This is a genomic window from Roseomonas sp. KE0001 (assembly GCF_016107285.1).
Taxonomy (GTDB): domain Bacteria; phylum Pseudomonadota; class Alphaproteobacteria; order Acetobacterales; family Acetobacteraceae; genus Pseudoroseomonas.
This window is the reverse complement of sequence record NZ_RCVQ01000010.1, coordinates 65375-89038: the sequence shown is the minus strand read 5'-3', so window position 1 is coordinate 89038 and position 23664 is coordinate 65375. Positions and strand designations below refer to the sequence as shown.

Below are 23664 nucleotides of genomic sequence, written 5' to 3'. Positions count from 1 at the left end.
GGCAGCGCCGAGGGGGCAGTCTTATGCTGCGTTGCAGCAGACGCAGATCGCGAGTGGAGATGGCCCATGCCCCGGCCGATGTCCCGAAAAGACTCCGCCCAGGCCGAGCTTCTGGCGCGACGATATCTTGCGAGCCGTGGCGCGGCGCCGATGGTCGATGATCCGCTGCGGATCGCGCTGCCCCGGCTGCGCCAGGAAGTGACCGCCGCTTGCCGGCTGGCCCGTCTGGATCTGACGCTGGCGGTCGGTCTCACCATCGCCGCGCTCACCGTGGTCGTGACCGCCTGGCTGGCGCCCGTCCATGGCGGCATCCTGGTGGCGCTGCTGCATCTGCATCTGGCGCCCCTGGTGGGACTCGGCGTCGCCATCTGGGCGGCCATCGTGATGGAGCGCTCCGGCCCCCGCCTGCTGACCGCGCGGCGGATCGCCCAGGCGCTCAGGGCCGGAAGCGTGATGGAGGCCTTCGACCTGGCGGTGACGCGGCTGCCGGCCACGGGTGCCGCCTGACCCGTGGCCGGCCCCGCCGCGGGGTCAGATCCGGCCCATCAGCAGCAGCACGATGAGGATCAGCAGAATAAGGCCGAGGCCGCCGGAAGGGCCATAGCCCCAGCCGCTGCTGTAGCCCCAGCGGGGCAGGGCACCGACCAGCAGCAGGATCACGATAATCAGCAGAATCAGGCCCATGGCATCCTCCGTCTGTGCCGCGGGCCGAATGCCCCCGGTTCCGGCTGAACGCCAGCATGACCGTTCTGTTGCAGGCGTCCTGGCGCGAAAGCGTGGCGAGGCGGGCTGACAGCGCCTTCGGGCATGCCTAACTTCTCCGCCGATGCCCGCGCGGTCTCCCGCGCCCAAGACATCGATCAGGAAGGAAGTCCGCCATGCTGGATGCTGTCGCCAAGCTGCCCCTCAAGGATCCCGATCTGCTGCGGCAGGCCAATCTCATTGATGGCGCCTGGGTGCAGGCCGAGAGCGGCAAGACACTGGAGGTCCGCAACCCCGCCAATGGCGAACTCGTCGGCACCGTGCCCGCCATGGGCCAGGCCGAGACGCGCCGCGCCATCGAGGCCGCGAACGCCGCCTGGCCGGCCTGGCGCGCCATGCTGGCCAGCGAGCGCGCCGCCATCCTGAAGAAGCTGGCGGCGCTGATGCTGGCCAATTCGGACGACCTCGCCGCCATCATGACCGCCGAGCAGGGCAAGCCGCTGGCGGAATCGAAGGGCGAGGTGGTCTATTCCGCCAGCTTCATCGACTGGTTCGCCGAGGAGGCGCGCCGGGTGAATGGCGAGACCATCCCGCAGAACGCCAAGGGTCGCCGCATCCTCGTCACCAAGGAGCCGATCGGCGTCTTTGCCGCCATCACGCCCTGGAACTTCCCCTCCGCCATGATCACCCGCAAGGCGGGCCCCGGCTGGGCGGCGGGCTGCACCGGCGTCATCCGCCCAGCCAGTCAGACCCCGTTCTCGGCGCTGGCCATCGGCGTGCTGGCCGAGCGCGCCGGCATGCCCAAGGGCGTGTGCAACATCGTCACCGGCCCGTCCTCCGCCACCGGCAAGGAGCTGACCGGCAATCCGCTGGTGCGCAAGCTCTCCTTCACCGGCTCGACCGAGGTCGGCCGCGTGCTGCTGGAGCAGTGCGCCGCGACCATCAAGAAGACCTCGATGGAGCTGGGCGGCAACGCGCCCTTCATCGTCTTCGACGACGCCGACCTGGACGAGGCGGTGAAGGGGACCATGGCCTCCAAGTACCGCAACACCGGACAGACCTGCGTCTGCGCCAACCGCATCCTGGTGCAGGAAGGGGTCTATGACGCCTTCGCCGAGAAGCTGAAGGCGGCCGTGCAGAAGCTGAAGGTCGGCAATGGCATGGAGGAGGGCGTCACCCAGGGCCCGCTGATCAACGGCGACGCGGTGAAGAAGGTGGAGGCGCATATCGCCGACGCGCTGGCCAAGGGCGCCAAGGTGGTGACGGGCGGCAAGCCCGATGCGCGCGGCGGCAACTTCTTCCAGCCCACCGTGCTGGCCGATGTGCCGCATGACGCCGTGATCTTCCGCGAGGAGACCTTCGGCCCCGTCGCCCCGCTCTTCCGCTTCAAGACGGAGGAGGAGGCGGTGAAGCTCGCCAACGACACGGAGTTCGGCCTCGCGGCCTATTTCTACTCCCGCGATGTCGGGCGCGTCTTCCGGGTGGCGGAGGCGCTGGAATACGGCATCGTCGGCATCAATGAGGGGATCATCTCCACCGCCGAGGCGCCCTTCGGCGGCTTCAAGCAGTCGGGCCTCGGCCGCGAGGGGTCGAGCCACGGCATCGAGGAATATCTGGAGATGAAGTACCTGGCGCTCGGCGGCATCGGCAGCTGAGGCGAGGCGGGGCCCCGCGGCGGGGCCCCGTCTCCACGGCATGCGGCGGAGGCGGGGCAGGCGCCCGCGCTTCCGCTTCTTGACGCCGCCCTCCCGGCGCCCCTTCTTGCCGGTGGATCGCAGCAATGACGAGGGCGCCCGCCAATGAGCCAGTATGACTTCGACCTTTTCGTCATCGGCGGGGGGTCGGGCGGCGTGCGCTGCGCCCGGATCGCCGCCGGCCATGGCGCGAGGGTCGCGGTGGCCGAGGAGCGCTTCTGGGGCGGCACCTGCGTCAATGTCGGCTGCGTGCCCAAGAAGATCATGGTGCATGCCGCCGAGTACGGGCAATGGGCCGAGGAGGCGGCGGCTTTCGGCTGGGAGACGGTGCGGGGCCCGCATGACTGGGCGAAGCTCGCCGCCGCGCGCGATGCCGAGGTGGCCCGCCTGAATGGCATCTACGAGCGCCTGCTCGGCAATGCCGGCGTCACGCGCTTCGACGCCCGCGCCACCTTCATCGACCCCCATACGCTGGAGGTGGGCGGGCGGCGCGTCACCGCCGAGCGCATTGTCATCGCCGTCGGCGGCAAGCCGATGCGCCCCGAAATCCCCGGCGCCGAGCTGGGCCTGCTCTCGGACGACCTCTTCTCCCTGAAGGCCCTGCCACGGCGGGTCATCGTTGCCGGCGGCGGCTATATCGCGCTGGAATTCGCCAGCCTGCTCCGCGGCCTCGGGGCCGAGGTCGATCTGGTCTACCGTCAGCCGCTGCCGCTGCGGGGCTTCGACGAGGATCTGCGGGAGGCCATGGCCGAGGCGCTGATCAACCAGGGCATCCGCCTGCACCCCGGCCAGGAGATGGCCGCGCTGGAGCGCGCGGAGGGCGGCATCCGGCTGACCACGCGGCAGGGGCTGAGCCTGGTGGCGGACCAGGTGAAGCTCGCCGTCGGGCGCCTGCCCAACACCTCGGGGCTGGGGCTGGAGAAGGCCGGCATCGAGACCGGCCGCTCGGGCTGCATTCCGGTCACCGCCGATCAGGCGACGACCCAGCCGCATATCTTCGCCATCGGCGACGTCACCGACCAGCTCAACCTGACGCCGGTGGCGACCGCCATCGGCCATGCTCTGGCCGATACGCTGTTCGGAAAGACCCCGCGGCGGGCCAGCATCCAGAATGTGCCCACCGCTGTCTTCACCTCGCCACCCGCCGCCATGGTGGGGCTGACCGAGGAGGCCGCGGCGCGGCTGGGACCGGCCGAGATCTACATCGCCCGCTTCACGCCGATGCGCCACACCATCAGCCGCCAGCCGCGCCGGACCCTGATGAAGCTCGTCGTGGCCGAGCGGACCCGCCGTGTGCTCGGCGCGCATATGCTGGGCGAGGACGCGGCCGAGATCATGCAGGGCATCGCGGTAGCCATCGTCGCCGGCGCGACCAAGGAGGATTTCGACCGCACCGTCGGCATCCATCCGACGGCGGCCGAGGAATTCGTCACGATGCGGACGATGACGCGCCGCGTCGGCGGCTGAGGCCGGCGCCATGGGGCCGCTGCTGCGGCTGACCGTCTTCATCGGCCAGCTGCTCCGGCGCCCGCCGGCGCGGCGCAAGGCGGTGGTGATGCTGGTGGTCCTGGCCGTGGCGCTCGGCCTCGCCTGGACCGAGAAGGCGGGCTACTGGCCGCAATCCTGGCGGGTCGATCGCGCCCCGATCGGGCACAGGCTGCCCTGAGAGCGCGATCGGCTTCCGGCCCGGAGGGCGCGGCGCTCAGCCGCGCCGGACGCCCCAGGAATAGGGCATGCTGCCCTTGACGAAGCCGCTCAGGTCGCTGCGATAGGCCGTGCGCGTGACGAACTGGCCGAGCGGGATGGTGGCAACGTCGTCCTGCGCCAGCTTGTTGATCTGGTCGGCCACCGTCTTGCGGCGGTCGGCGTCCGGCGCGTCGAGCCATTCCTGGATCATGGCCTCGATGGCCGGGTTCTCGTACCAGCCGAACCAGCCCTGCCGTCCGGTGCCCTTGACCAGGGAGGAAGCGCCCGGATTGGCATAGGCCATCGCCGAGCCGTAGGTGTGGAAGATGCTCCAGCCGCCCTTCTCGACGGGTTCCTGGCTGACGCGCCGCTGCACCACCGTGCCCCAGTCGGAGTCCCGCAGGTCGACCGTCATGCCCAGATCCTGCAGCACGCTGGCGGTGAGCTGGCCGTGCGGCCCGATCAGCGGGAAGTCGGTCGGGTTGATGATCACCACCGGCTGGCCGGAATAGCCGGATTCCGCCAGCCGCGCCTTGGCGCGCGCCAGGTCGCGCGGGGGCCGTGCCAGTTCCGAGAGATCCTCGGTGCCATAGGGCGTGCCGCAGGGGAAGAGGCTGCGGCATTCCCGCCAGAGCGAGCGGTCCTCGCCGATCGTCACCTGCATGTAGTCCGCCTGCCTGACCGCCAGGGCGACGGCCTGCCGCGTCTTCAGGTCGTTGAAGGGCGGATGCAGGTGGTTCAGCCGCATCAGGCTCAGGGAGCCGGTGGGGAAGAGGGTATCGAGCCGGAGGTTGCGGGCGCGCTGAAGGGTCGGCAGCAGGTCGTTCAGCGGCTGCTCGACCCAGTCCACCTCGCCCGATTGCAGCGCCGCGGCGGCGGTCGCCGCATCCGGCATGATGTGCCATTCGACACGGCCGAAATGCGCCACCTTGCCGTCGCTGGCCCAGTCGGCCGCCTCGGACCGCGGGACATAGCCATCGAACTTCTCGTAGACGGCCCGGCTGCCGCTGACGAATTCCCCGGGACGGAAGCGGAAGGGGCCGGAGCCGATCACCTCGGCGATCTGCGTGTTGGCATCGGTCCCGGCCAGCCGCTCGGGCATGATGAAGGCGACATTGGCATCGGGCTTGGCGATGGCGTCGAGCAGCATGGGGAAGGGCCTGGTCAGCCGGATCTCCACCGTGCGGTCATCCGCCGCGCCCCAGCGCTCCACCACCTTGCCCAGCAACTGGCCGAAGGGATCGCGCTTCGCCCAGCGCGCCAGGCTGGCGGCGCAATCCTGCGCCCGCACCGGCTCGCCATCGTGGAAGCGCAGCCCCTCGCGCAGGCGGATGCGCCAGACGCGCCGGTCGTCCGAGACCGTGTGGCCCTCGGCCATCTGCGGCTGCGGCTCCTGCGCGCCATTGACGGCGTAGAGCGTGTCATAGACGTGGTAGCCATGCATCTGGGTGACGATGGCCGAGGTCCAAATCGGGTCCAGCGCCGTCAGATTGGCCTGGGGCACGAAGCGCAGGGTACTGGCGCGGCTGCCCTGGGCCAGGGCGGGCGCGCCAAGCGAGGGCAGGGTGAGGGCGAGGCCGCCCAGGCCGGCCCCCTGCAGAAGCGAGCGACGCCGCATGATGGTTCCTCCCGATTTTGGCAGGGAGGCTAGGCAGCGGCCCGACCGGAGGTCAAGCGAGGGGCGGCTCCGCCCAGGGCGGCGGCGGGTCCTCCGGCGCCGGCCGGCCGCGCCGCATCCGCCCGCGGGACAGTTCCGTGACCACGCCATGCAGGGTGCGCAACTCCTGCTCGGTCACCTCGCCCCGCTCGAACCAGTGGCGCAGGTTCCGCACCATGCCCGGCCGCTTCTGCCGGTTGTCGAGGAAGCCGCAGGCATCCAGCTCGGCGGTGAGGCGGCCGAGCAGGCCCTCCAGCTCCCCCTTCGTCGCCACGCGGGTCTCGTTGGTGACGAGCTGGCGCGGTGGCGTGCGGTCCTCGGCGGCGTTCCACCACTCGTAGGCCAGGATCATCACGGCCTGCGCCAGGTTCAGCGACATGTGGTCCGGGTTCAGGGGATAGCGCACCCAGGTATCGGCATGCGCCATGTCGTCATTGTCGAGGCCGGTGCGCTCGGGGCCGAAGAGCACGGCGCTGCGCAGGCCGCGGCCGCGGCAGATCTCCACCAGGTCCTCGGCGGCGGCGCGGGCGGTGCGCAGCGGGGCCACGATATGGCGCGGCCGGGGGCAGGTGGCGAAGACGCGGTGGCAGTCGGACAAGGCCTCGGCCAGGGTGCCGTGCACCGTGGCGGCGTCGAGGATGCGGTCGGCGCCGGAGGAGGCGAACCAGGCACGCTCCTGCGGCCAGCCATCGCGCGGCGCCACCAGCCGCAGGTGGAACAGCCCGCCATTGGCCATGGCCCGCGCCGTCGTGCCGATGTTCTCGGCGAGCTGCGGGCGCACCAGCACGACGATCGGGCTCTCGCCCGGCAGCGGCTTCAGGTCGGCGCCGCCCTCGCGGCCGGTCATGGCAGGGTCATCCTCGGGGGTCCCGGTTGCGGTGCGGCCCCGATAAACCGGGCCGCGCCGCAAGGAAAGGGGCTCAGCGCCCCGGCTGCAGGAAGGTCTTCAGCATGCTGATCTCCTTCTCCTGCGCCTCGATGATCTCCTGCGCCATCTGCCGCAGCACCGGGTCCTTGCCATATTTCAGCTGGATGCGGGCCATGTCGATGGCGCCCTGGTGGTGCGGGATCATGGCGGCGGCGAAGTCGCGATCGGGGTCGCCGGTCAGCGGGATGTCCATCGCCTTGTGCATGCGCTGGCTGGCGGCCTGGAACTCGGCGGTGGAGGGGGAGGCGGCGGAGGCCGCGCCATGCTGGGCATGCTGGGCCCAGGCGGGCGTCGCGGCGAGGAGCAGGCCGGCGAGGGCGGCGAGTCGCAGGGAAGCGCAGAAGGGCATGCAGAGGGGCATGATGTCGTGCCTCCGGTCTGGGAGAAGCGAAGTCCCGCCGGCAGGAGGCGCGGCGGAAAGGGGGTGGCGCGTGGCGCCGCGCCCGTGGTGTCACCCTGACACGGGGGGAAGGCAAGACGCCGTGGCGCCCTTGCCACAACTTTTGGACTGGCGCGGGGCGCCGACGCCCCCACATGCGCCCTGCGCAGGGACGGAGGCGGCATGACCCGGCAGATCACGGCGCCGCCGCCGAGGCGGACCTTCCCCTGGCCATGGCGCGACCGCCAGGGCCGCTTCTCGGCGCTGAAGGCCATGGTCCTGGCGAGCCTCTTCCTGCCCGGCCTGTGGCTGACGGCGCAGGCCGGACAGGGGGCGCTGGGCGGCCGGCCGATCATGGAGGCGATCCACAGCACGGGCCTCTGGGCGGTGCGGATCCTGCTCATCTCCCTGCTGGTGACGCCGCTGCGGCAATTGCTGCGCTGGCCGGAGGCGATGCTGGTGCGGCGGATGCTCGGCCTCGGCGCCCTGGCCTATGCTCTGCTGCACCTGCTGCTCTACGCGCTGGATCTGCAATGGGACCTGCCGCGCATCGCCTCCGAGATCGCGCTCCGCGTCTATCTCACCATCGGCTTCCTCGCCCTGCTGGGCCTGGCCGTGCTGGGCGCCACCTCCACCGACGGATGGGTGCGGCGGCTGGGCGGGCGCCGCTGGCAGGCGCTGCACCGCGCCGTCTATGGCATCGCTGTCCTCGCGCTGGTGCATTTCGCCCTGCAATCGAAGATCGACGTGACCGAGGCCATTCTGATGAGCGGCCTCTTTCTCTGGCTGATGGGCTATCGCCTGCTGAGGCCGGGCCCGGCGCTCTCAAGGTCCCCGGTGCCCTCAAGGCCTCTGGCGCCCTCGAGGTCCGGGGCATCCCGGCAGGGCGCGCCGGGGCCGGGGCGCCTGCTGCTGCTCGCCCTGGCCGCGGCCCTGGCAACGGCGCTGCTGGAAGCGGGGTGGTACGCGGTGGCCTCGGGCGTGCCGCCGGGGCCGGTGCTGTTGGCCAATCTCGATCTCGCCTTCGGCCCGCGTCCGGCGGTCTGGGTCGGCCTGGCCGGGCTGGGGATGCTGGGGCTGCGGGCCGCCCGGCTGCTCCGCGAGCGCCTGGCGGGCGAGGCGCCGGCACGGCGCTCCGCCGCCCGGCGCCAGCCCGAAGCCTGAGGCCCCGTCGGCCGCCCGTCGGTGGCCTCAGGCGCGGCGCCAGGTGGTGCCGCCCGGTCCGTCCTCCAGCACGATGCCGCGCGCCGCGAGTTCGGCGCGGATGCGGTCGGCCGCCGCCCAGTCCCTGGCCTGCCGTGCCGCGAGGCGAGCGGCGATGGCGGTCTCGATCTCCCCGGCCTCGGCATCGTCGCCACCCTGGCGCCAGGCGCGTGGATCGCCGCCCAGCAGGCCGAGCACGGCGGCGGCCCGCCGCAGCGCCGCCACCGCCTGTCCGGACCCCGGCTGCCAGTTGCGGCCGATCCGGTGCAGCACCGAGGCCGCTGAGCCGCCGACCGTGGCGACATTCTCCAGCGTGCGCAGGTCGCGCAGGCGGGTCAGGGCGAGGGGGGTGTTGAGATCGTCGGCCAGCGGCTCCAAAGCCCAGTCCGCCATCTCCGACACCAGGGCGTCGCCCTCCTCCGCGGCCGGCAGATCGCGTGCCAGCAGGGCGTAGAAATCGTCCAGCTCGGCCTTGGCCTCCTCCAGCCGCTCGGTGGTGTAGTCGAGGGCGGCGCGGTAGTGCGTCTTGAGCAGCAGCAGCCTGAAGGCCTCGCCGGCCCAGGGGCCATGCGCCAGGATGTCCCGGACGGTGAGGAAATTGCCGAGCGACTTCGACATCTTCTCGCCATCGACGAGCAGCATGCCGTTGTGCAGCCAGGTGTGCGCGAAGCGTGAGCCGGGAAAGGCGCAGAGCGACTGCGCCACCTCGTTCTCGTGATGCGGGAAGAGCAGGTCGTGGCCGCCGCCATGGATGTCGAAATCGGGACCGAGATAACGCCAGGACATGGCCGAGCATTCGATGTGCCAGCCCGGCCGGCCCCGGCCCCAGGGGCTGTCCCAGCCCGGCTGGGCCTCCTCCGAGGGCTTCCACAGCACGAAATCGCCCGGCTCGCGCTTGTAGGGCGCGACCTCGACCCGCGCCCCGGCCAGCAGCTCCTCCGTGCTGCGGCCGGAGAGGCGGCCGTAATCGGCGAAGCTCGACACCGAGAAGAGCACATGGCCTTCCGCCGCATAGGCATGCCCATTGGCGATGAGCCGCTCGATCAGCGCGATCATGGCGCCGATATTGTCGGTGGCGCGCGGCTCCTCATCCGGCGGCAGGCAGCCGAGGGCGGCCATGTCGCGGTGGAAATCGGCCGTGGTGCGGGCGGTGATGGCCGCGATCGGCTCGCCGCTCTCCTGGCTGCGGGCGTTGATCTTGTCGTCCACGTCGGTGATGTTGCGGACATAGGTGACGCGGGGGTAACGGCGGCGAAGCAGCCGGGCCAGCACGTCGAAGACCACGACCGGCCGGGCATTGCCGAGGTGCGCCAGGTCATAGACCGTCGGCCCGCACACATAGAGGCGCACATGCTGCGGATCGATCGGGAGGAACGGCTCCCGCCGGCGCGTGGCGCTATTGTGGAAGGCCAGTTCGGTCATCACGCTGCCTTGTCGGCTGGTTGTCGGCACAAGCTGGCGAGGTGTGACAGATCGCCCGGTCCCGTCAACCATTTCAGCCGGGCCTCCCCGCACGGGCGGATCAGGGACCTCTATGCCTGTCTTCGCGCCATGCCATAAGGAACCTTTATGATAAGCCGCGATTTCTTATAGACGGATCAATTGCGCTGCCTGATTTCTGTGCGACAGAATGGCCCTCGCATTCTCCGTCCCGCCCCCTGAGCGGCGGCCCCAAGCTGAAGGTCCCGAGCATGCCCCGAATTCTCCGCGTCGCCGCCGCCCAGATGGGGCCGACCCAGAAGGCCGATCCCCGTTCGCAGACCCTGGGCCGGCTGATCGCCCTGCTGGAACGCGCGGCGGCGGAGGGCGCCCAGCTGGTGGTGTTCCCGGAACTGGCCTTCACCACCTTCTTCCCGCGCTGGCTGCTCGATGAGGCGGCGCTCGATCCCTACTACGAGGAGGCGTTGCCCGGGCCGGAAACCCAGCCGCTGTTCGACAGGGCGCGCGAGCTCGGTGTCGGCTTCTATATCGGCTATGCCGAGAAGACCCCGGAGGGGAAGCGCTTCAACAGCGCCGTCACCGTCGGGCCGGACGGGACGATCTTGGCCAAGTACCGCAAGATGCACCTGCCGGGCTCGGTGGAGCCGCGCGAGGGCGCGCGGTTCCAGCAGCTCGAGAAGCGCTACTTCGAGTATGGCGACCTCGGCTTCCCGGCCTTCCGGGGGCCGGAAGGCTGGGGGGAGCCGGTGCTCGGCATGCTGGTCTGCAACGACCGCCGCTGGCCCGAGGCCTGGCGCGTCTATGCCCTGCAGGGCATGGAGATGATGCTCGTCGGCTACAACTCCGCGGCCTACGATCCGAACGGCGGCGAGACCGAGGATCAGGGCCTGCGCACCTTCCATTCGCAGCTCGCCGCGCAGGCCAACGCCTATATGAACGCGTGCTGGGCGGTGGCGGTGGCCAAGGCCGGCGAGGAGGACGGCTCGGGGCTGATCGGCGGCTCCTGCATCGTCGATCCGAACGGCCGCATCGTCGCCGAGACGCGGACGCTGGCCGACGAGGTGGTCGTCGCGGAGTGCGACCTCGACCTCTGCCTGCAGGGCAAGACCAAGATGTTCAACTTCGAGATGCACCGCCGCCCCGAGGCCTATGGGCTGATCTCCTCGCAGAAGGGCGCCATCGCGCCGCCGCGCAAGGCCGGCTGAGCGGATGAGCGCGGCACCCCACTCTTCCCCGGCCCTGCCCGACATCGCGCATTTCACCCATGTGCCGGACCGGCACTGGGGGCGCTGGCTGGCCGTCGCCGTCATTGTGCTGCTGCTGGCCGGGCTGGCGCGCGCCTTCGCCGTCGGCCAGATCGAATGGGATTTCGTCGGCCGCTTCCTGACCGCGCCGGCGATCATGACCGGGCTGGTCAACACCATCTGGATGACCTTCGCCGCCATGGGCCTCGGCATCCTCCTCGGCGTCACCGCCGCGGTGATGCGGATGTCGCCCAACCCCGTGCTGCAGGGCGTGGCCATGGGCTACGCCTGGCTGTTCCGCGGCACGCCGGTGATCCTGCAGCTGCTGCTCTGGTTCAACATCGCGCTGATCTTCCCGACGCTCGGCTTCGGCGACTGGTCGATGCGGACCGTCGATGTCATGACGCCGGCGCTGGCCGCCTTTCTCGGCCTCGGCATCAACCAGGGGGCCTATACCTCCGAGGTGATCCGCGCCGGCATGCTCTCGGTCGATGCCGGGCAGTACGAGGCGGCCAAGGCGATCGGCATGACGCGGATGAAGGCGCTGCGCCGCATCGTCTTCCCGCAGGCCATGCGCGTCGTCATCCCGCCACTCGGCAACGAGTTCATCGGCATGGTGAAGCTGACCTCGCTCGCCAGCGTCATCCAGTTCGCCGAGATCCTGCACGCGGCGCAGAACATCTACTACGCCAATTCCCGCGTCATCGAGCTGCTGATCGTCGCCGCCATCTGGTACCTCGTCGTCGTCTCGATCCTGACGCCGCTGCAGATGCTGCTCGAACGCCGCTTCGCGCGCGGCACGGGAGGTGGCCGATGAGCGCGCAACCCGCTTCTCCTGTCTCCCCACCTCTCGTCTCGATCGTCGACGTGCGCAAGAAGTTTGGCGACTTCCAGGCGCTCGACGGCGTCTCCCTCGACGTCCGGACCGGCGAGGTGGTCTGCATCATCGGCGCCTCGGGCTCCGGCAAGACGACACTGCTGCGCTGCGTCAACCAGCTCGTCACCATCGACAGCGGCGCCATCTGGGTCGATGGCGAGCTGACCGGCTGGCGCATCGCGGGGAACAGGCTGCACAGCCTTTCCGAGAAGGAGGTCGCGCGGCAGCGGCTCAAGACCGGCATGGTCTTCCAGCGCTTCAATCTCTTCCCGCACATGACCGCGCTCGAGAACGTCATCGAGGGCCCGGTGCAGGTGCAGGGCCGCAACCACGCCGAGGCGGTGCGCGAGGCGAAGGCGCTGCTGGAGCGCGTCGGCCTGGCCGACAAGGCCGGCAACTATCCGGCGCAGCTCTCGGGCGGGCAGCAGCAGCGCGTCGCCATCGCCCGCGCGCTGGCCATGAAGCCGAAGCTGATGCTCTTCGACGAGCCGACCAGCGCCCTCGACCCCGAGCTGGTGGGTGAGGTGCTGGCGGCGATGAAGGAGCTGGCGGCCACCGGCATGACCATGATCGTGGTGACGCACGAGCTCGGCTTCGCCCGTGAGGTGGGTGACCGCGTGGTCTTCATGGACCGCGGCGCCATCGTCGAATCCGGCCCCGCCGCCGAGGTGCTCGCCAATCCCCGCGAGGACAGGCTGAAGGCCTTCCTCTCCGCCGTTCTCTCCTGAAGGACATCCACGATGCTCAAGGCTCTGGCGCTCGCCGCCACCATGCTGACGCCTCTCGCCGCCGCGCAGGCGGCGGAGCTGCCCGCGCGCATCACCTCGCGCGGGGCGATCGTCGCCGCTATCGTGCCGAACTACCCGCCACTCGAGCTGCGCGACCCGCAGACCAATGAGCTGACCGGCTTCGACGTCGAGCTCGGCCAGGCCCTGGCCGAGAAGCTCGGCGTCAGGATGCAGTGGCAGGAGACCAGCTTCGACCAGATGCTGGCCTCGGTGCGCACCGGCCGGGTCGACATCATCCTCTCCGGCATGTCGGACCTGAAGAGCCGGCAGGAGACGGCCACCTTCATCGACTATCTCCGCTCCGGCAGCCAGTTCTTCACCCAGCACAGCCGCGCCGCCGAGTTCCCTGAGCCGCAGGCGCTCTGCGGCAAGCGCGTCGGCGCCAGCCGGCGCACGGCGCTGCCGAACGACATCAAGGCCTTCAGCGAGGCCGAGTGCGAGGGCAAGGGCAGGCCCGCCATCGTCTATGTGCCGACCGAGGGCTCGGCCGATGCGCGCACCCAGCTTCGCCAGGGCCGCATCGATGCCGCCATGCAGGGGGGCGAGACGCTGCCCTACATCATGGGGCAGGAGCCCAACACCTATGCGCCGATCGGCGAGCCGGTGCGCTACACGCTGATGGGCATCGCCACCGGCAAGGAGGAGACGCAGCTGCAGCAGGCCCTGGTCGAGGGGCTGAAGGCGCTGATGGCCGATGGCACCTATGCGAGGCTGCTGGCCAAGTGGCAGCTCACGCCCAGCGCCATCCCGGAAATCCAGGTCAATGGCGGTGAGTGAACCGGCCGAGCGGGTGCCGCTGGCGCCCGCCAACCGCGCGCCCCTGGCGCCGGAATTCCCCTGGCCCGGCGGCCATCGCGCGGCCATGTTCCTCTCCTTCGACGTGGATGCCGAGACGGCCTGGACCGGCAACGACCCCGCTCGCTACGGCGAGCTCGTCACCATGTCCTTCGGCGGCTACGAGGCCCGCGTCGGCACGCGCAAGCTGCTGGAGCTGTTGCGCCAGCAGGGGCTGAAGGCGACCTTCTTCATCACCGGCTGGTCCGTCGAGGCGCATCCGGCGATGTGCGAGGCGATCCTGGCCGAGGGGCACGAGATCGGCCACCACGGCTTCCACCATCTGATGCCGAAGCCGGACGATCCGATGCTGGCGGAGGAGGTGGAGCGCGGATTGGAGGTGCTGAAGCGGCGCCTCGGCGTGGTGCCGCGCGGCTACCGCGCGCCCTCCGGGGAGTTCTGCGAGGAGCTTCGCGTGCTGCTGAAGCGGCGCGGCCTGCTCTACACCTCCTCCTTCCGTGACGATGTCCGGCCCTATCGCCACCTGCTCGACGATGGCACGCCCGGCCTGATCGAGCTGCCGGTGACGGCCTGCTATGACGACTGGCTGCTCGGCCTGTCGCATCGCTACAGCCGCCACACCATCCAGCCGCGCGAGGCGGTGCTGTCGATCTGGCAGGATGAGCTGGACGAGATCCGCGACTGGGGCGGCATGGTCACCACCGTGCTGCATCCGCAATGCAGCGGCCGGCCGATGCGCCTCCGGCTGCTGCGCCATTTCCTCGATTATGCCCGATCCTGCGGCGATGTCTGGATCGCGACGGGCGGGGAGATCGCCAACCACTTCGCCGCCTGCGAGGCGCGGGCCGGCTGAGCGTCGATGGGCCGGGGCACAGCGCCCCGGCCTTTTTCATCCGGCCTTTTTCATGGAGGAGGTTGCATGTCCCGTCCGCTCCGTCACCTGGCCGTCGCGGTCCTGGCCTGCCTGGTCGCCGCCGTTCCGGCCGCGAGATCCGCGGCGGCGCAGGAGGCGTCCCTGCCCGAGCGCTTCCGCCAGCAGGGCTATCTCCGCGTCGGCATCGAGGCCACCTATCCGCCGATGGCCTACAAGGACCCGGCGACGAATGAGCGGCGTGGCGTCAACGTCGATCTCGTCACCGCCATCGGCAAGGATCTCGGCGTCGAGATCCGCTGGGAGGAGATGGCCTTCGCTCAGCTCATTCCGGCCATCACCACCGGCCGCGTCGATTTCAGCGGCAGCTCGATGACCGACCTTCCGGCGCGGCGCGAGCGGCTGAGCTTCGTCGATTACGTCAGCACCGGCGCGCAGATCTTCACCACGGCGGCCCAACGGAAGGGCGCGGAGAAGGCCACCGACTTCTGCGGCCGCAGCGTGGCGACGCCGCGCACCACCAACTACTTCCCCTCGGCCCAGGCCTGGAGCGAGAGGAATTGCGTCGCCGCCGGCAGGCCGGCCATGCAGGTGATCGGCACGGAAGGCGCCGCCGCCTCGCGCACGGACCTGCAGCAGGGACGCGCGGAAGGCGCCATCCTCGGCGCCGAATATGTCGTCTACCTGCGCCAGCTCAATCCGGGCGCCTTCGTCGAGGTGGGCGAGCCGATCACCCGCAACCTCTCCGGCATGGCCTTCCCGAAGGACACCACCGACCTGCGCGATGCCGTGGCGGCGTCGCTGCAGCGCCTGGTGGCCAACGGCACCTATCTGGAGATCCTGAGGAAGCACGGCCTGGAGCGCCAGGCCCTGCAGCGGATCAGCATCGATGCCGGCGAGAACTGAGCCGATGGAGAGGCTGATCACCGGCGCGGCGATCGTCACCTGCGACGCGGAGCGCCGCGTGCTGGCGGGCCAGGCCATCCTGCTGCGCGGCGCGCGCATTGCCGCCGTGGCGCCCGCCGAGCTGCTGGAGGCCGCGCATCCCGGCGCCGAGCGCATCGACGCGCGGGGGCTGGCCGTGCTTCCCGGCCTGGTCAACGCCCATACCCACACCGTCCTGACCGTGCTGCGGGGCACGGTGGAGGACTGGGACGGTGACATGATCTACGGCTACATGTCGCCCGTCTCCTACACCATGTCGGGCGAGGAGCGCTCGGTCATGGCGGCGCTCGGCTGCCTGGAGGCGATCCGCAGCGGCACGACGACGCTGGTCGATCCCTTCCGGCACGTCGCCTCCTATGCGGAGGCCATGGCGGCGACCGGCCTCCGGCTGTGGCTCTCGGAAAGCTGCGCCGACATCGACACGCGCCGGATCCGCCACGGCGACTACCGCGAGGACCCGGCCTTCGGCGCGCAGTTCCTCGACCGCGCCGAGGCGATGATCGAGGCGCTGCATGGCAGCCACGGCGACCGCGTGCGCTGCCAGGTGGCGGCGCATGCGCCGGACAACTGCTCGCCCGCCATGCTGCGCAAGCTGCTGGATCTCGCGGCCCGGCACGGGCTGACGCGCACCGTGCACCTGTCGCAGAGCCCGGGCGAGGTGGCGGCGGTGAAGGCGGCGCGCGGCACCACCTCCGCCGCCTATCTGGACCGCGAGGGATTTCTCGGCCCCGATCTGACGGCGGCGCACTGGACCTTCTGCACGCCGGAGGATATCGGGCTGCTCGCCGCGCGCGGCGTGACCATGGCGCACACCCCGGCCAGCATCTCGCGCCGGCGCGGCATGCATCCCGCCCTGCTCGGCCTGATCCGTGACGCCGGCGTGCGTGTCGCCATCGGCACGGACAACATGACCGAGGACATGTTCCAGGCCATGAGCATCGGCTCGATCCTGCATCGCACCGGCCGGGGCCGGGAGCGGGAAGGCGGCGTGCTGCCGGGGCCGCAGACGATCCTCGATGCCGTGACGCGCGACGCCGCCGCCAGCCTCGGCGCCGCGTCGGACATCGGCAGCATCGAGGCCGGCAAGAAGGCCGACCTGACCTTCATCGACCTGAACACGCCGGCGATGCGGCCCGTCGTGCGGCTGGTCTCGAACATCGTCCATTACGGCCACCCCGGCACCGTCCGCTCCGTGATGGTCGATGGCGACTTCGTCCTGCGCGACGGCCGGGTCCTGACGGTGGATGAGCCCGCCCTGCTGCGCGAGGCGCAGTCGGTCACGCGACGGGTCTGGGAACGCATGATCGCGCAGAACCCCGACCTGGCGCGCCCGCGCGAGGAGCTGCCTTGGCTCGACCTGTGAGGGATGCCCCGCCGGCCCGGGCCGGTGCGGCATCCGCCGCCCGCCTCAGTCGGCGCGGGCGCCGGACTCCTGGACGACCTGCCGCCACATCGGCCGTTCCCGCGCGACGCGGGCCGCGGCCTCCTCCGCGGTGCCCGACAGCGCCAGGGCGCCGCCCTGGAGCAGCCGCCGCTGCATCGCCTCGTCCCCGCCCACCTGCCGCATCGCCACGTTGATCCGCTCCACGATGGGTGCCGGCGTGGCGGCCGGGGCGACGAAGGCGCCCCAGACGCTGATGACGAAGCCGGGCACCCCGGCCTCGCTGATGGTGGGCACCTGGGGCAGGGTGGGCCAGCGCCCGGCACTGGTGACCGCCAGCCCGCGCATCCGTCCCTCCTGGATCAGCGCGATCTGCGAGGCGAGGTTGTCCAGCACGATATCGACATCCCCCGCCAGCAGCGCCGGCACCGTCTGCGCCGCGCCGCGATAGGGGACATGCGTCGTCTTCACCCCGGTGCGGCTGAACAGCATGCTGCTGGAGAGATGCGTGGTCTGTCCGATCCCGGTCGAGCCGTAGGTGATGCCCTCGGGCTTCCTCCTGGCCCAGTCTAGGAACTCACCGAGCGTCTGTGCCGGATTGTGCTGCGGCGCGACGACGGCGACGTTCGGTGTCTCCCAGGCGAGGCCGACCGGCATCACGTCCTTCTCCGTATCGAAGGGCATGCTGCCGAACAGATACTGGTTGATGGCGAGGATGCTCACCGTGGCGGCGCCGAGGGTGTGTCCGTCCGGCGCGGCCTTGGCCACGGCGTCGATGCCCAGATTGCCGCTCGCGCCCGGTCGGTTCTCCACCACCACCGGCTGCCCGAGCAAGGCGCCCATGCGCTCGGCGTAGAGGCGGCTGATGACATCGGTCGAGCCGCCGGGCGGGAAGGGGACAATCAGGCGGATGGGCCGCTGCGGCCAGCCGCCCTGGGCCAGGCCGGGGCGGGCCAGGGCGGGGCAGGCGAGGGCCAGGGGCGCGGCGAGGCTGGCGCGCAGCAGCGCGCGGCGTTGGGTCATGATCCGTCTCTCCCGTGCCGCGCCGTCGTTGCGGCGCGGAGAGGCAGGATCGGTCAGAGCGGAGAGGGCGTCCAGCCCTCGCGCTCAGGGGCGGCCGAAGGCGCTGCCATCCGCGCGGAAGAGGTGGCATTCGGCAGGCGGAAGTTCGAGCGCGCCCGTCTCGCCCTCGCGCGGCGCCGTGCCGGATTCGAGCCGCGCCGTGACCAGGCCGCCATCCGGCAGGCGCAGATAGGCAAGCTGCTCGTCGCCCAGTTCCTCCACCACCTCGACCGGGCCGGCGAGATCCGGCGCACCGCCGGCCAGGCGCAGATGCTCCGGCCGGATGCCGAGGGTCAGCGCCTCTCCGGCCCGGGCACCCTCTCCGGCGACCGGCACGGCGAGGCGGCCGCCGCCCGGCAGGAGGACCTCCACCGCGCCGTCCCGCATCCCCTCGGCCCGGACGGGCAGGAAGTTCATCCGCCGGCTGCCGATGAAGCCGGCGACGAAGAGGTTGCGGGGATGGCGATAAAGCTCCGTGGGCGCGCCGGCCTGCTCGACGCGGCCCGCGTTCAGCACGACGATCTTGTCGGCCAGCGTCATCGCCTCGACCTGATCGTGGGTGACGTAGATCATCGTCGTCCGCAGCGACTGATGCAGCCTGGCGATCTCGATCCGCATCTGCACCCGCAGCGAGGCATCGAGATTGGACAGCGGCTCGTCGAAGAGGAAGACGCGCGGCTCGCGCACGATGGCCCGGCCGATCGCGACGCGCTGGCGCTGCCCACCGGAAAGCTGCTTCGGCAGGCGCTCCAGCAGCCCTTCCAGCTCCAGCCGCTTCGCCACCGCCTCGACCCGCGCGGCGATCTCCGCCTTGCGCGCGCGGCGCGTCTCCAGGCCGAAGGCGATATTCTCGCGCACCGTCATGTGCGGATAGAGCGCGTAGGACTGGAAGACCATGGCGATGCCGCGCGCGCGGGGCGGCGCCGCGGTCACGTCCTCGCCACCGATCAGGACGGCGCCGCCGCTCACCGTCTCCAGCCCGGCGACCAGCCGCAGCAGGGTCGACTTGCCGCAGCCCGAGGGGCCGACGAAGACGCAGAACTCCCCGTCGGCGATATCGAGGTCGATGTCGCGGATGACCGTCTGGCCATCGAAGCTCTTGCGGACCCGGCGCAGGGACACTCCGGCCATGTGATGATTCCCGATCCTTGGTGTCAGCCCTTCACCGCGCCGGCGGTGAGGCCCGAGACGATCTTGCGCTGGAAGGTGAGCACCAGCGCGACGATCGGCAGGGTGACGATGACGGAGGCGGCCATCACCAGCCCCCAGGGCAGTTCCTGGCGGCTGCCGCCGCTGAGCAGGGCGATGGCGACGGGCACCGTGCGCGTCTCCGCCGAGAGGGTGAAGGTGAAGGCGAAGAGGAACTCGTTCCAGGAGACGATGAAGGCCAGCAGGGCCGTCGGCACCATGGCGGGCCAGAGCAGCGGCAGGAAGACCCGGCGCACCACGGTGAGCGGCGGGGCGCCGTCGACATAGGCCGCTTCTTCCAGCTCCTTCGGCAGTTCGCGCATGAAGGTGGTGAGCACCCAGACGGTGAAGGGCAGGGTGAGGACGAGATTGGCCAGCATCAGACCCGGAAGCGTGTCGTACAGGCCGAGGGCGCGGATCAGCTCGAACATGCCGGACAGCACGGCGACCTGCGGGAACATCGAGACGCCGAGGATGGTGAGCATCAGCGCGCCGCGCCCGCGGAAGCGCACGCGGCCCAGCGCATAGGCCGCGGCCACGGCGAGCAGCATGGAGAAGCCGACAACGGCCACTGCCACCAGCACCGAGTTCAGCACCGTGCGGCCGAAATTCTGCTGGGTGAAGACCAGCGCGTAGTTGCGGGGGTCGAGCGCGGCCGGAAACAGGCCGGGGATGAAGAGCTCGCTGCCCGAGCGGAAGGAGGTGACCAGCGCGTGGTAGAAGGGGAACAGCGCGAAGAGGATGATGGCCAGCAGCAGCAGGGCGAAGGCCAGCCGGCCGGCGAGGCGGGCGGCGTTCATCGGCCCGCCTCCCCATCCAGCCGAAGCCGCCCGAGCACCACCACCGACAGCGTCAGGAGGGCGATGACCAGGAACAGGAGGGTGGAGGCGGCGGAGCCGTAGCCGACATCCTGGAAGTCGACCAGCTGCTGCCGCGCATAGACCGACATGGACATGGTGCCGGCGGAACCCGAGGTCAGCACATAGACCAGGTCGAAGACGCGCAGCGCGTCGAGGGCGCGGAAGATCAGCGCGACGACCAGCGCCGGCCGGATCAGCGGCAGCGTGACGCGGAAGAAGACGCGCACCGGATGGATGCCGTCGACGCGCGCCGCCTCGTAGCAGTCGCCGGGCAGCATCTGCAGCGCGGCCAGGATCAGCAGCGCCACGAAGGGCGTGGTTTTCCAGACATCGACGATGACCACGGCCCAGAGGGCGAGGTCGGGATCGGCCAGCCAGGCCACGGGCGCGTCGATCAGGCCGAGGGCCAGCAGGGCGTGGTTGATGACGCCGAACTGGTCGTTCAGCATCCAGGCCCACATCCGGGCGGAGACGATGGTCGGGATGGCCCAGGGGATCAGGATGGCGGCGCGCACCAGGCCGCGCAGGGGGAAGCGGGCGTTGAGCGCCAGCGCGACGATCATGCCCAGTACGGCCTCCAGCGAGACGGAGACGAGGGCGAACCAGATGGTCCGCCGCACGGCGCCCCACCAGGCCGGATCGGCGAGCAGGCCCAGCCATTCCCCCTCGTAGCGCTCCAGGTAGTTGGCGAAGCCGATGAAGCGGTAGCCGGACAGGTTGCCAAGCTCGGCATCGGTGAAGCTGAACCAGATGGTGCGGAGCAGCGGCCAGCCGGCCACCGCCGCCAGCACGATCAGGGTCGGCGCCAGGAACATCCAGGCGGCGCGGATGCGGATGCGCGCCAGGCCCAGGGCATCGTCGTGCCGCGTCATCACCAGCCCCGCCGGCTCAGGCGACGCAGGTCATGCCGCATCGCCGCCACGGCGGCCGCGGCCGTCATCCGGCCCGAGAGCGCCTCATGCGCGCGTGTCCAGAAGGTGTGGGACACCCGGTTGTACTTGGTGCCGGTGACGCGGGAGGGCCGCGCGGCGGACTGGCTGAAGGTCGCGTGAAGCGTCCGGAAGAAGGGATTGGCCGCCAGGATCTCGGCATCCTCGTAGAGCGCGGGAAGGGTCGGGTTGTAGGCGGCGACGATGGCGCGGCGCTTCTGCTCCTCCGGCCCGGCCAGTGACATGACGAGGTCCGCGGCCTCGTCCGGATGCCGCGAATAGCGCGAGACGGCGAGATTCCAGCCGCCAAGGATGCCGACGGGCCCGCCCCCCTCGCCATGCGGCAGGGCGGCGATGCCGGTCCGGCCGCGCACGGGGCTGTCCTCGCCCTGGGCCAGGGCCCAGGCATAGGGCCAGTTGCGCATGAACACGGCGTGGCCGGACTGGAACACGCCGCGCGCCTCCTCCTCGGTGTAGGTCAGCGCGCCTTCCGGCGTGATGTCGCCGATCCAGCTCGCGGCGAGCGCGAGTGCTTCGGCGGCGCGCGGATTGTCGATGGTGATGCGGCCTTCCGCGTCGACGATGGTGCCGCCGCCGGAGCTGGCGATCCATTCCAGCCCGTTCACCGTCAGCCCCTCATAGGCGCGGCCCTGGAAGACATATCCCCAGAGCCCGGCCTCTCCCCCGCCGCGCTCGGCCCGCTGGATCAGGCGCGCGGTCTCGGTCATCTCCTGCCAGGTGGCGGGAACCGGGCGGCCGTGCTTCTCCAGCAGATCCTTGCGGTAGTAGAGGACGCCGGCGTCCGTGTAGAGCGGCATGGCGATCAGCCGGCCGTCCACGGTGTTGTTCTCCACGATGGCAGGGAAGTGGCTTTTCTCCGCACCCCCGCTGTAGGGCTTCAGATCGATGAAGTGGTTGGCGAGGATGCCGGGCCAGACGACATCGATCTGATAGACGTCGATCTGCGAGGCGCCCCCTGCGAGCATCATCTGGTAGAGCGCCAGCCTCTCGCTCGCGGAATTCGGCACCGAGACGATCTTCAGCGTGTGGCCGGTGCGCTTCGCCCAGGCCTCGGCGCCGTCGCGGCACAATTCCAGTTCCTGGCCGAGCGCGCCGCAGGCGATGGTGATCTCCGCGGCGGCGGCGCGGTGCGCGGGGCCTGTCACGCCAAGGATACTCAGCAGCAGGCCCGAAAGGATGGCAGCGCGGATGCGCGGCATCGGGGCTCCTCCCTGGATCTTTGCCGGATGGTCGCGGCAGGACCGAAGGAAGGTGTTGCCCATCCGGAAGCGGGGCGGCGACGCCACGCCCGTGCCCAACGGCTAGCCGCGTCGCGGCGAGGATGCAACCCCGCCGCAACGCCGCCTGGCTCAGTCGATGCGGATCTGCGCCTTGCGCGCCACCGCGCCCCAGCGCTGGGTCTCGCTGGCGACGAACTTTCCGAAGGTCTCGGGATCGCTGCCGACCGGCGTGATGCCGAGTTCCTGGAAGCGTGCCGCGACCGTCGGCGTGGCCAGGGCCGCCTTGGCCTCCTGCTGCAGCCGCGCGACGATCTCAGGCGGCGTGCCGGCCGGCGCGAAGAGGCCGTGCCAGGACAGGCTTTCGAAGCCGGGCAGGGTTTCGGCGATGGCCGGGATGTCCGGCGCGGCCGGGCTGCGCTGGAGCGAGGTGACGCCGAGGATGCGCAACTTCTGGTCCCGCGCGAAGGGCCAGACGGAGGAGAAGTTGTCGAAGGCCATTGGCAGCTCGCCGCCGAGCAGCGCCGTCACGATCTGTCCGCTGCCGCGATAGGGCACGTGTTCGGCCTCGGTGCCGGTCATCTGCGTGAAGAGCGCGCCGGCGAGATGCACCGAGGTGCCGACACCGGAGGAGCCGTAGTTCAGGTCGCCGGGCTTCTTTTTCATCATCTCGATCAGCTCGACCACCGTACTCGCCGGCAGGTCCATGCGGACGGCGAGGGCGTTCGGCTGCGCGGCGAGCTGGGTGATCGGCGCGAAGTCCTTCAGGTTGTCATACGGCATCTTCGCATAGGTGGCGGGGTTGATGGCGTGGCTGCTGATCGTGCCGAGGCAGATGGTGTAGCCATCGGCCGGGGCGCGCGCGCAGGCCTCGCTGCCGATATTGCCGCCGGCGCCCGGCCGGCTCTCCACCACGAAGGGCTGGCCGAGCGCCAGGCCCATGGGCTGTGTCACCAGCCGCGCCACGGTGTCCGAGGTGCCGGCGGAGAAGGGCACGATGACGCGGATCGGCTGGATGGGATAGGTGCGCTGCTGGGCCTGGGCCGGCCACGCGGCGGCGCCCAGGAGGGCGGCCAGCGCCAGGGTTCTGCGGGACAACAGGGCATTCATGGACTTGCTTCCTCCATCGGTCCTGCCGCCGGGCGGACTTGCCCGGGGCGAAAGCCGGGAGGCGCCGGTCCGCCGAAATGTCGTCGGCCTCGCCGGCATCGCTTCCTCCCGCAACGGTTGCAATTCTCCGCTTTATAAACCTGGCGAACTTGGTGCCGGGCCGGATGGGCGGGTCGCAGGGCGGTGATGCATAGGCGGGTTGTCAGACATCATGCAAGACGATGCATGAAAGAATGTCGGCGGTTCGGTGACATCATCAGGCCGCGATCAAAAAAAACTGAGACGAAGACGAATTTTCTTGCTCAACGGCCGACTTCAATTTACCTTGTGCAAACTGCATGGCATGCGCTTATAGTGCCGTTGGCGATCGAACCGTTCGCTGACCCATCGTCACGCAGGATGCAGGGCCTCCATGCTCCGCTTTACCCCTACGACGCGCCGGCTCTCCGACAAGATCCTCCTCGCCTTCCAGCAGGCCTGTGCCCAGGGCGAGATCGCGGTCGCGCGTCAATTGCTGGAAGTGCTGGAGCACAGCCTTCACCGCAACCCTTCCGACATCAACCGCCGCCAGGGGCTGGAGGCGCTGGTCGAAGCGCATCACCAGCTCTGGTTGATCCAGCATGGCGGAGGCAAGGCCGTCGCCGACATGGCGGCTGGCTGACAGCCTCCTTCAGGCATCGGGGGTAG

24 protein-coding genes are annotated in these 23664 nt (G+C 70.4%); 13 read left to right on the top strand and 11 right to left on the bottom strand.

The annotated features are described in order from the left end of the window. The first annotated feature begins 66 nt into the window (after positions 1–66). A complete protein-coding gene (locus tag D9598_RS17910; RefSeq protein WP_198367918.1) occupies positions 67–507 on the top strand; it encodes a hypothetical protein in 441 nt (146 codons plus the stop codon). A gap of 24 nt (positions 508–531) precedes the next feature. On the opposite strand, the gene D9598_RS17905 is transcribed toward D9598_RS17910, so the two are convergent. Beyond that, a complete protein-coding gene (locus D9598_RS17905) occupies positions 532–684 on the bottom strand; it encodes a DUF3309 family protein (RefSeq protein ID WP_198367917.1) in 153 nt (50 codons plus the stop codon). Positions 685–878: 194 nt separating this feature from the next. Between D9598_RS17905 and D9598_RS17900 the strand changes: the two genes are divergently transcribed. From D9598_RS17900 to D9598_RS17890, 3 genes are all read left to right on the top strand, one after another. Beyond that, positions 879–2357 (top strand): NAD-dependent succinate-semialdehyde dehydrogenase, encoded by a 1479-nt coding sequence (locus D9598_RS17900; protein ID WP_255528791.1) that lies wholly within the window; start codon positions 879–881, stop codon positions 2355–2357. A gap of 144 nt (positions 2358–2501) precedes the next feature. Next, on the top strand, positions 2502–3863 hold the full coding sequence (gene gorA, locus D9598_RS17895; protein ID WP_198367916.1) for a glutathione-disulfide reductase: 1362 nt from the start codon (positions 2502–2504) through the stop codon (positions 3861–3863). Positions 3864–3873: 10 nt separating this feature from the next. Continuing rightward, positions 3874–4062, top strand: coding sequence for a hypothetical protein (locus D9598_RS17890; RefSeq protein ID WP_198367915.1), 189 nt, complete (start codon positions 3874–3876; stop codon positions 4060–4062). 36 nt (positions 4063–4098) lie between these two features. Here D9598_RS17890 and D9598_RS17885 read toward each other — a convergent pair whose 3' ends face one another. The 3 genes from D9598_RS17885 to D9598_RS17875 all read right to left on the bottom strand — a co-directional run bounded on the left by D9598_RS17885 (position 4099) and on the right by D9598_RS17875 (position 7028). Then, on the bottom strand, positions 4099–5700 hold the full coding sequence (locus D9598_RS17885) for an ABC transporter substrate-binding protein (protein ID WP_198367914.1): 1602 nt from the start codon (positions 5698–5700) through the stop codon (positions 4099–4101). A gap of 52 nt (positions 5701–5752) precedes the next feature. Beyond that, positions 5753–6586 carry an RNA methyltransferase gene (locus D9598_RS17880; RefSeq protein WP_198367913.1) on the bottom strand — a complete coding sequence of 278 codons (834 nt, stop codon included), beginning with the start codon at positions 6584–6586 and terminating at the stop codon, positions 5753–5755. 73 nt (positions 6587–6659) lie between these two features. Further along, positions 6660–7028 (bottom strand): DUF305 domain-containing protein, encoded by a 369-nt coding sequence (locus D9598_RS17875; protein ID WP_232477405.1) that lies wholly within the window; start codon positions 7026–7028, stop codon positions 6660–6662. A 201-nt stretch (positions 7029–7229) separates the two neighbouring features. Here D9598_RS17875 and D9598_RS17870 point away from each other — a divergent pair, with 201 nt between their 5' ends. After that, positions 7230–8210: a sulfite oxidase heme-binding subunit YedZ gene (locus D9598_RS17870; RefSeq protein WP_198367912.1), complete on the top strand. Its 981-nt coding sequence runs from the start codon at positions 7230–7232 to the stop codon at positions 8208–8210. A 27-nt stretch (positions 8211–8237) separates the two neighbouring features. On the opposite strand, the gene cysS is transcribed toward D9598_RS17870, so the two are convergent. Continuing rightward, the gene (gene cysS, locus D9598_RS17865; RefSeq protein ID WP_198367911.1) at positions 8238–9671 is read right to left on the bottom strand and encodes a cysteine--tRNA ligase; all 1434 of its coding nucleotides are present in this window, start codon (positions 9669–9671) and stop codon (positions 8238–8240) included. Positions 9672–9940: 269 nt separating this feature from the next. On the opposite strand from cysS, the gene D9598_RS17860 reads away from it, so the two are divergent. The 7 genes from D9598_RS17860 to D9598_RS17830 all read left to right on the top strand — a co-directional run bounded on the left by D9598_RS17860 (position 9941) and on the right by D9598_RS17830 (position 16572). Continuing rightward, on the top strand, positions 9941–10894 hold the full coding sequence (locus tag D9598_RS17860; protein WP_198367910.1) for an N-carbamoyl-D-amino-acid hydrolase: 954 nt from the start codon (positions 9941–9943) through the stop codon (positions 10892–10894). Between the two features lie 4 nt (positions 10895–10898). Further along, positions 10899–11750: an amino acid ABC transporter permease gene (locus D9598_RS17855; protein ID WP_198367909.1), complete on the top strand. Its 852-nt coding sequence runs from the start codon at positions 10899–10901 to the stop codon at positions 11748–11750. Further along, positions 11747–12538 carry an amino acid ABC transporter ATP-binding protein gene (locus D9598_RS17850; protein ID WP_198367908.1) on the top strand — a complete coding sequence of 264 codons (792 nt, stop codon included), beginning with the start codon at positions 11747–11749 and terminating at the stop codon, positions 12536–12538. The genes D9598_RS17855 and D9598_RS17850 overlap by 4 nt, the downstream gene beginning before the upstream one ends. Before the next feature lie 12 nt (positions 12539–12550). After that, positions 12551–13375: an ABC transporter substrate-binding protein gene (locus D9598_RS17845; protein ID WP_198367907.1), complete on the top strand. Its 825-nt coding sequence runs from the start codon at positions 12551–12553 to the stop codon at positions 13373–13375. Further along, entirely contained in the window at positions 13362–14246 is an 885-nt protein-coding gene (locus D9598_RS17840) for a polysaccharide deacetylase (protein ID WP_198367906.1), read from the top strand. Before D9598_RS17845 ends, D9598_RS17840 begins: the two co-directional genes overlap by 14 nt. Before the next feature lie 66 nt (positions 14247–14312). Beyond that, the gene (locus D9598_RS17835) at positions 14313–15170 is read left to right on the top strand and encodes an ABC transporter substrate-binding protein (protein WP_198367905.1); all 858 of its coding nucleotides are present in this window, start codon (positions 14313–14315) and stop codon (positions 15168–15170) included. Next, positions 15154–16572, top strand: coding sequence for an amidohydrolase family protein (locus D9598_RS17830; protein WP_198367904.1), 1419 nt, complete (start codon positions 15154–15156; stop codon positions 16570–16572). Before D9598_RS17835 ends, D9598_RS17830 begins: the two co-directional genes overlap by 17 nt. A 45-nt stretch (positions 16573–16617) precedes the next feature. Here D9598_RS17830 and D9598_RS17825 read toward each other — a convergent pair whose 3' ends face one another. The 6 genes from D9598_RS17825 to D9598_RS17800 form a co-directional block, all read right to left on the bottom strand. Further along, a complete protein-coding gene (locus D9598_RS17825; RefSeq protein WP_198367903.1) occupies positions 16618–17613 on the bottom strand; it encodes a tripartite tricarboxylate transporter substrate binding protein in 996 nt (331 codons plus the stop codon). Between the two features lie 84 nt (positions 17614–17697). Next, on the bottom strand, positions 17698–18783 hold the full coding sequence (locus tag D9598_RS17820; RefSeq protein WP_198367902.1) for an ABC transporter ATP-binding protein: 1086 nt from the start codon (positions 18781–18783) through the stop codon (positions 17698–17700). A 23-nt stretch (positions 18784–18806) separates the two neighbouring features. Next, positions 18807–19640, bottom strand: a complete 834-nt coding sequence (locus D9598_RS17815) for a carbohydrate ABC transporter permease (RefSeq protein ID WP_198367901.1) — start codon at positions 19638–19640, stop codon at positions 18807–18809. Continuing rightward, complete coding sequence (locus tag D9598_RS17810) at positions 19637–20572, bottom strand: carbohydrate ABC transporter permease (protein WP_198367900.1); 936 nt, start codon at positions 20570–20572, stop codon at positions 19637–19639. Before D9598_RS17810 ends, D9598_RS17815 begins: the two co-directional genes overlap by 4 nt. Continuing rightward, positions 20572–21849 (bottom strand): ABC transporter substrate-binding protein, encoded by a 1278-nt coding sequence (locus D9598_RS17805; protein WP_198367899.1) that lies wholly within the window; start codon positions 21847–21849, stop codon positions 20572–20574. The genes D9598_RS17810 and D9598_RS17805 overlap by 1 nt, the downstream gene beginning before the upstream one ends. 150 nt (positions 21850–21999) lie before the next feature. Then, positions 22000–22965, bottom strand: coding sequence for a tripartite tricarboxylate transporter substrate binding protein (locus D9598_RS17800; protein WP_232477404.1), 966 nt, complete (start codon positions 22963–22965; stop codon positions 22000–22002). 424 nt (positions 22966–23389) lie between these two features. Between D9598_RS17800 and D9598_RS17795 the strand changes: the two genes are divergently transcribed. Then, a complete protein-coding gene (locus D9598_RS17795) occupies positions 23390–23638 on the top strand; it encodes a hypothetical protein (RefSeq protein ID WP_198367897.1) in 249 nt (82 codons plus the stop codon). Positions 23639–23664 lie beyond the last annotated feature (26 nt).

Excerpts from the sequence above, each read along its gene's own strand:
- D9598_RS17910 (WP_198367918.1), top strand. The coding sequence starts at position 67 with ATGCCCCGGCCGATGTCCCGAAAAGACTCCGCCCAGGCCGAGCTTCTG.
- D9598_RS17905 (WP_198367917.1), bottom strand. The coding sequence starts at position 684 with ATGGGCCTGATTCTGCTGATTATCGTGATCCTGCTGCTGGTCGGTGCC.
- D9598_RS17900 (WP_255528791.1), top strand. The coding sequence starts at position 879 with ATGCTGGATGCTGTCGCCAAGCTGCCCCTCAAGGATCCCGATCTGCTG.
- gorA (WP_198367916.1), top strand. The coding sequence starts at position 2,502 with ATGAGCCAGTATGACTTCGACCTTTTCGTCATCGGCGGGGGGTCGGGC.
- D9598_RS17890 (WP_198367915.1), top strand. The coding sequence starts at position 3,874 with ATGGGGCCGCTGCTGCGGCTGACCGTCTTCATCGGCCAGCTGCTCCGG.
- D9598_RS17885 (WP_198367914.1), bottom strand. The coding sequence starts at position 5,700 with ATGCGGCGTCGCTCGCTTCTGCAGGGGGCCGGCCTGGGCGGCCTCGCC.
- D9598_RS17880 (WP_198367913.1), bottom strand. The coding sequence starts at position 6,586 with ATGACCGGCCGCGAGGGCGGCGCCGACCTGAAGCCGCTGCCGGGCGAG.
- D9598_RS17875 (WP_232477405.1), bottom strand. The coding sequence starts at position 7,028 with ATGCCCCTCTGCATGCCCTTCTGCGCTTCCCTGCGACTCGCCGCCCTC.
- D9598_RS17870 (WP_198367912.1), top strand. The coding sequence starts at position 7,230 with ATGACCCGGCAGATCACGGCGCCGCCGCCGAGGCGGACCTTCCCCTGG.
- cysS (WP_198367911.1), bottom strand. The coding sequence starts at position 9,671 with ATGACCGAACTGGCCTTCCACAATAGCGCCACGCGCCGGCGGGAGCCG.
- D9598_RS17860 (WP_198367910.1), top strand. The coding sequence starts at position 9,941 with ATGCCCCGAATTCTCCGCGTCGCCGCCGCCCAGATGGGGCCGACCCAG.
- D9598_RS17855 (WP_198367909.1), top strand. The coding sequence starts at position 10,899 with ATGAGCGCGGCACCCCACTCTTCCCCGGCCCTGCCCGACATCGCGCAT.
- D9598_RS17850 (WP_198367908.1), top strand. The coding sequence starts at position 11,747 with ATGAGCGCGCAACCCGCTTCTCCTGTCTCCCCACCTCTCGTCTCGATC.
- D9598_RS17845 (WP_198367907.1), top strand. The coding sequence starts at position 12,551 with ATGCTCAAGGCTCTGGCGCTCGCCGCCACCATGCTGACGCCTCTCGCC.
- D9598_RS17840 (WP_198367906.1), top strand. The coding sequence starts at position 13,362 with ATGGCGGTGAGTGAACCGGCCGAGCGGGTGCCGCTGGCGCCCGCCAAC.
- D9598_RS17835 (WP_198367905.1), top strand. The coding sequence starts at position 14,313 with ATGTCCCGTCCGCTCCGTCACCTGGCCGTCGCGGTCCTGGCCTGCCTG.
- D9598_RS17830 (WP_198367904.1), top strand. The coding sequence starts at position 15,154 with ATGCCGGCGAGAACTGAGCCGATGGAGAGGCTGATCACCGGCGCGGCG.
- D9598_RS17825 (WP_198367903.1), bottom strand. The coding sequence starts at position 17,613 with ATGACCCAACGCCGCGCGCTGCTGCGCGCCAGCCTCGCCGCGCCCCTG.
- D9598_RS17820 (WP_198367902.1), bottom strand. The coding sequence starts at position 18,783 with ATGGCCGGAGTGTCCCTGCGCCGGGTCCGCAAGAGCTTCGATGGCCAG.
- D9598_RS17815 (WP_198367901.1), bottom strand. The coding sequence starts at position 19,640 with ATGAACGCCGCCCGCCTCGCCGGCCGGCTGGCCTTCGCCCTGCTGCTG.
- D9598_RS17810 (WP_198367900.1), bottom strand. The coding sequence starts at position 20,572 with ATGACGCGGCACGACGATGCCCTGGGCCTGGCGCGCATCCGCATCCGC.
- D9598_RS17805 (WP_198367899.1), bottom strand. The coding sequence starts at position 21,849 with ATGCCGCGCATCCGCGCTGCCATCCTTTCGGGCCTGCTGCTGAGTATC.
- D9598_RS17795 (WP_198367897.1), top strand. The coding sequence starts at position 23,390 with ATGCTCCGCTTTACCCCTACGACGCGCCGGCTCTCCGACAAGATCCTC.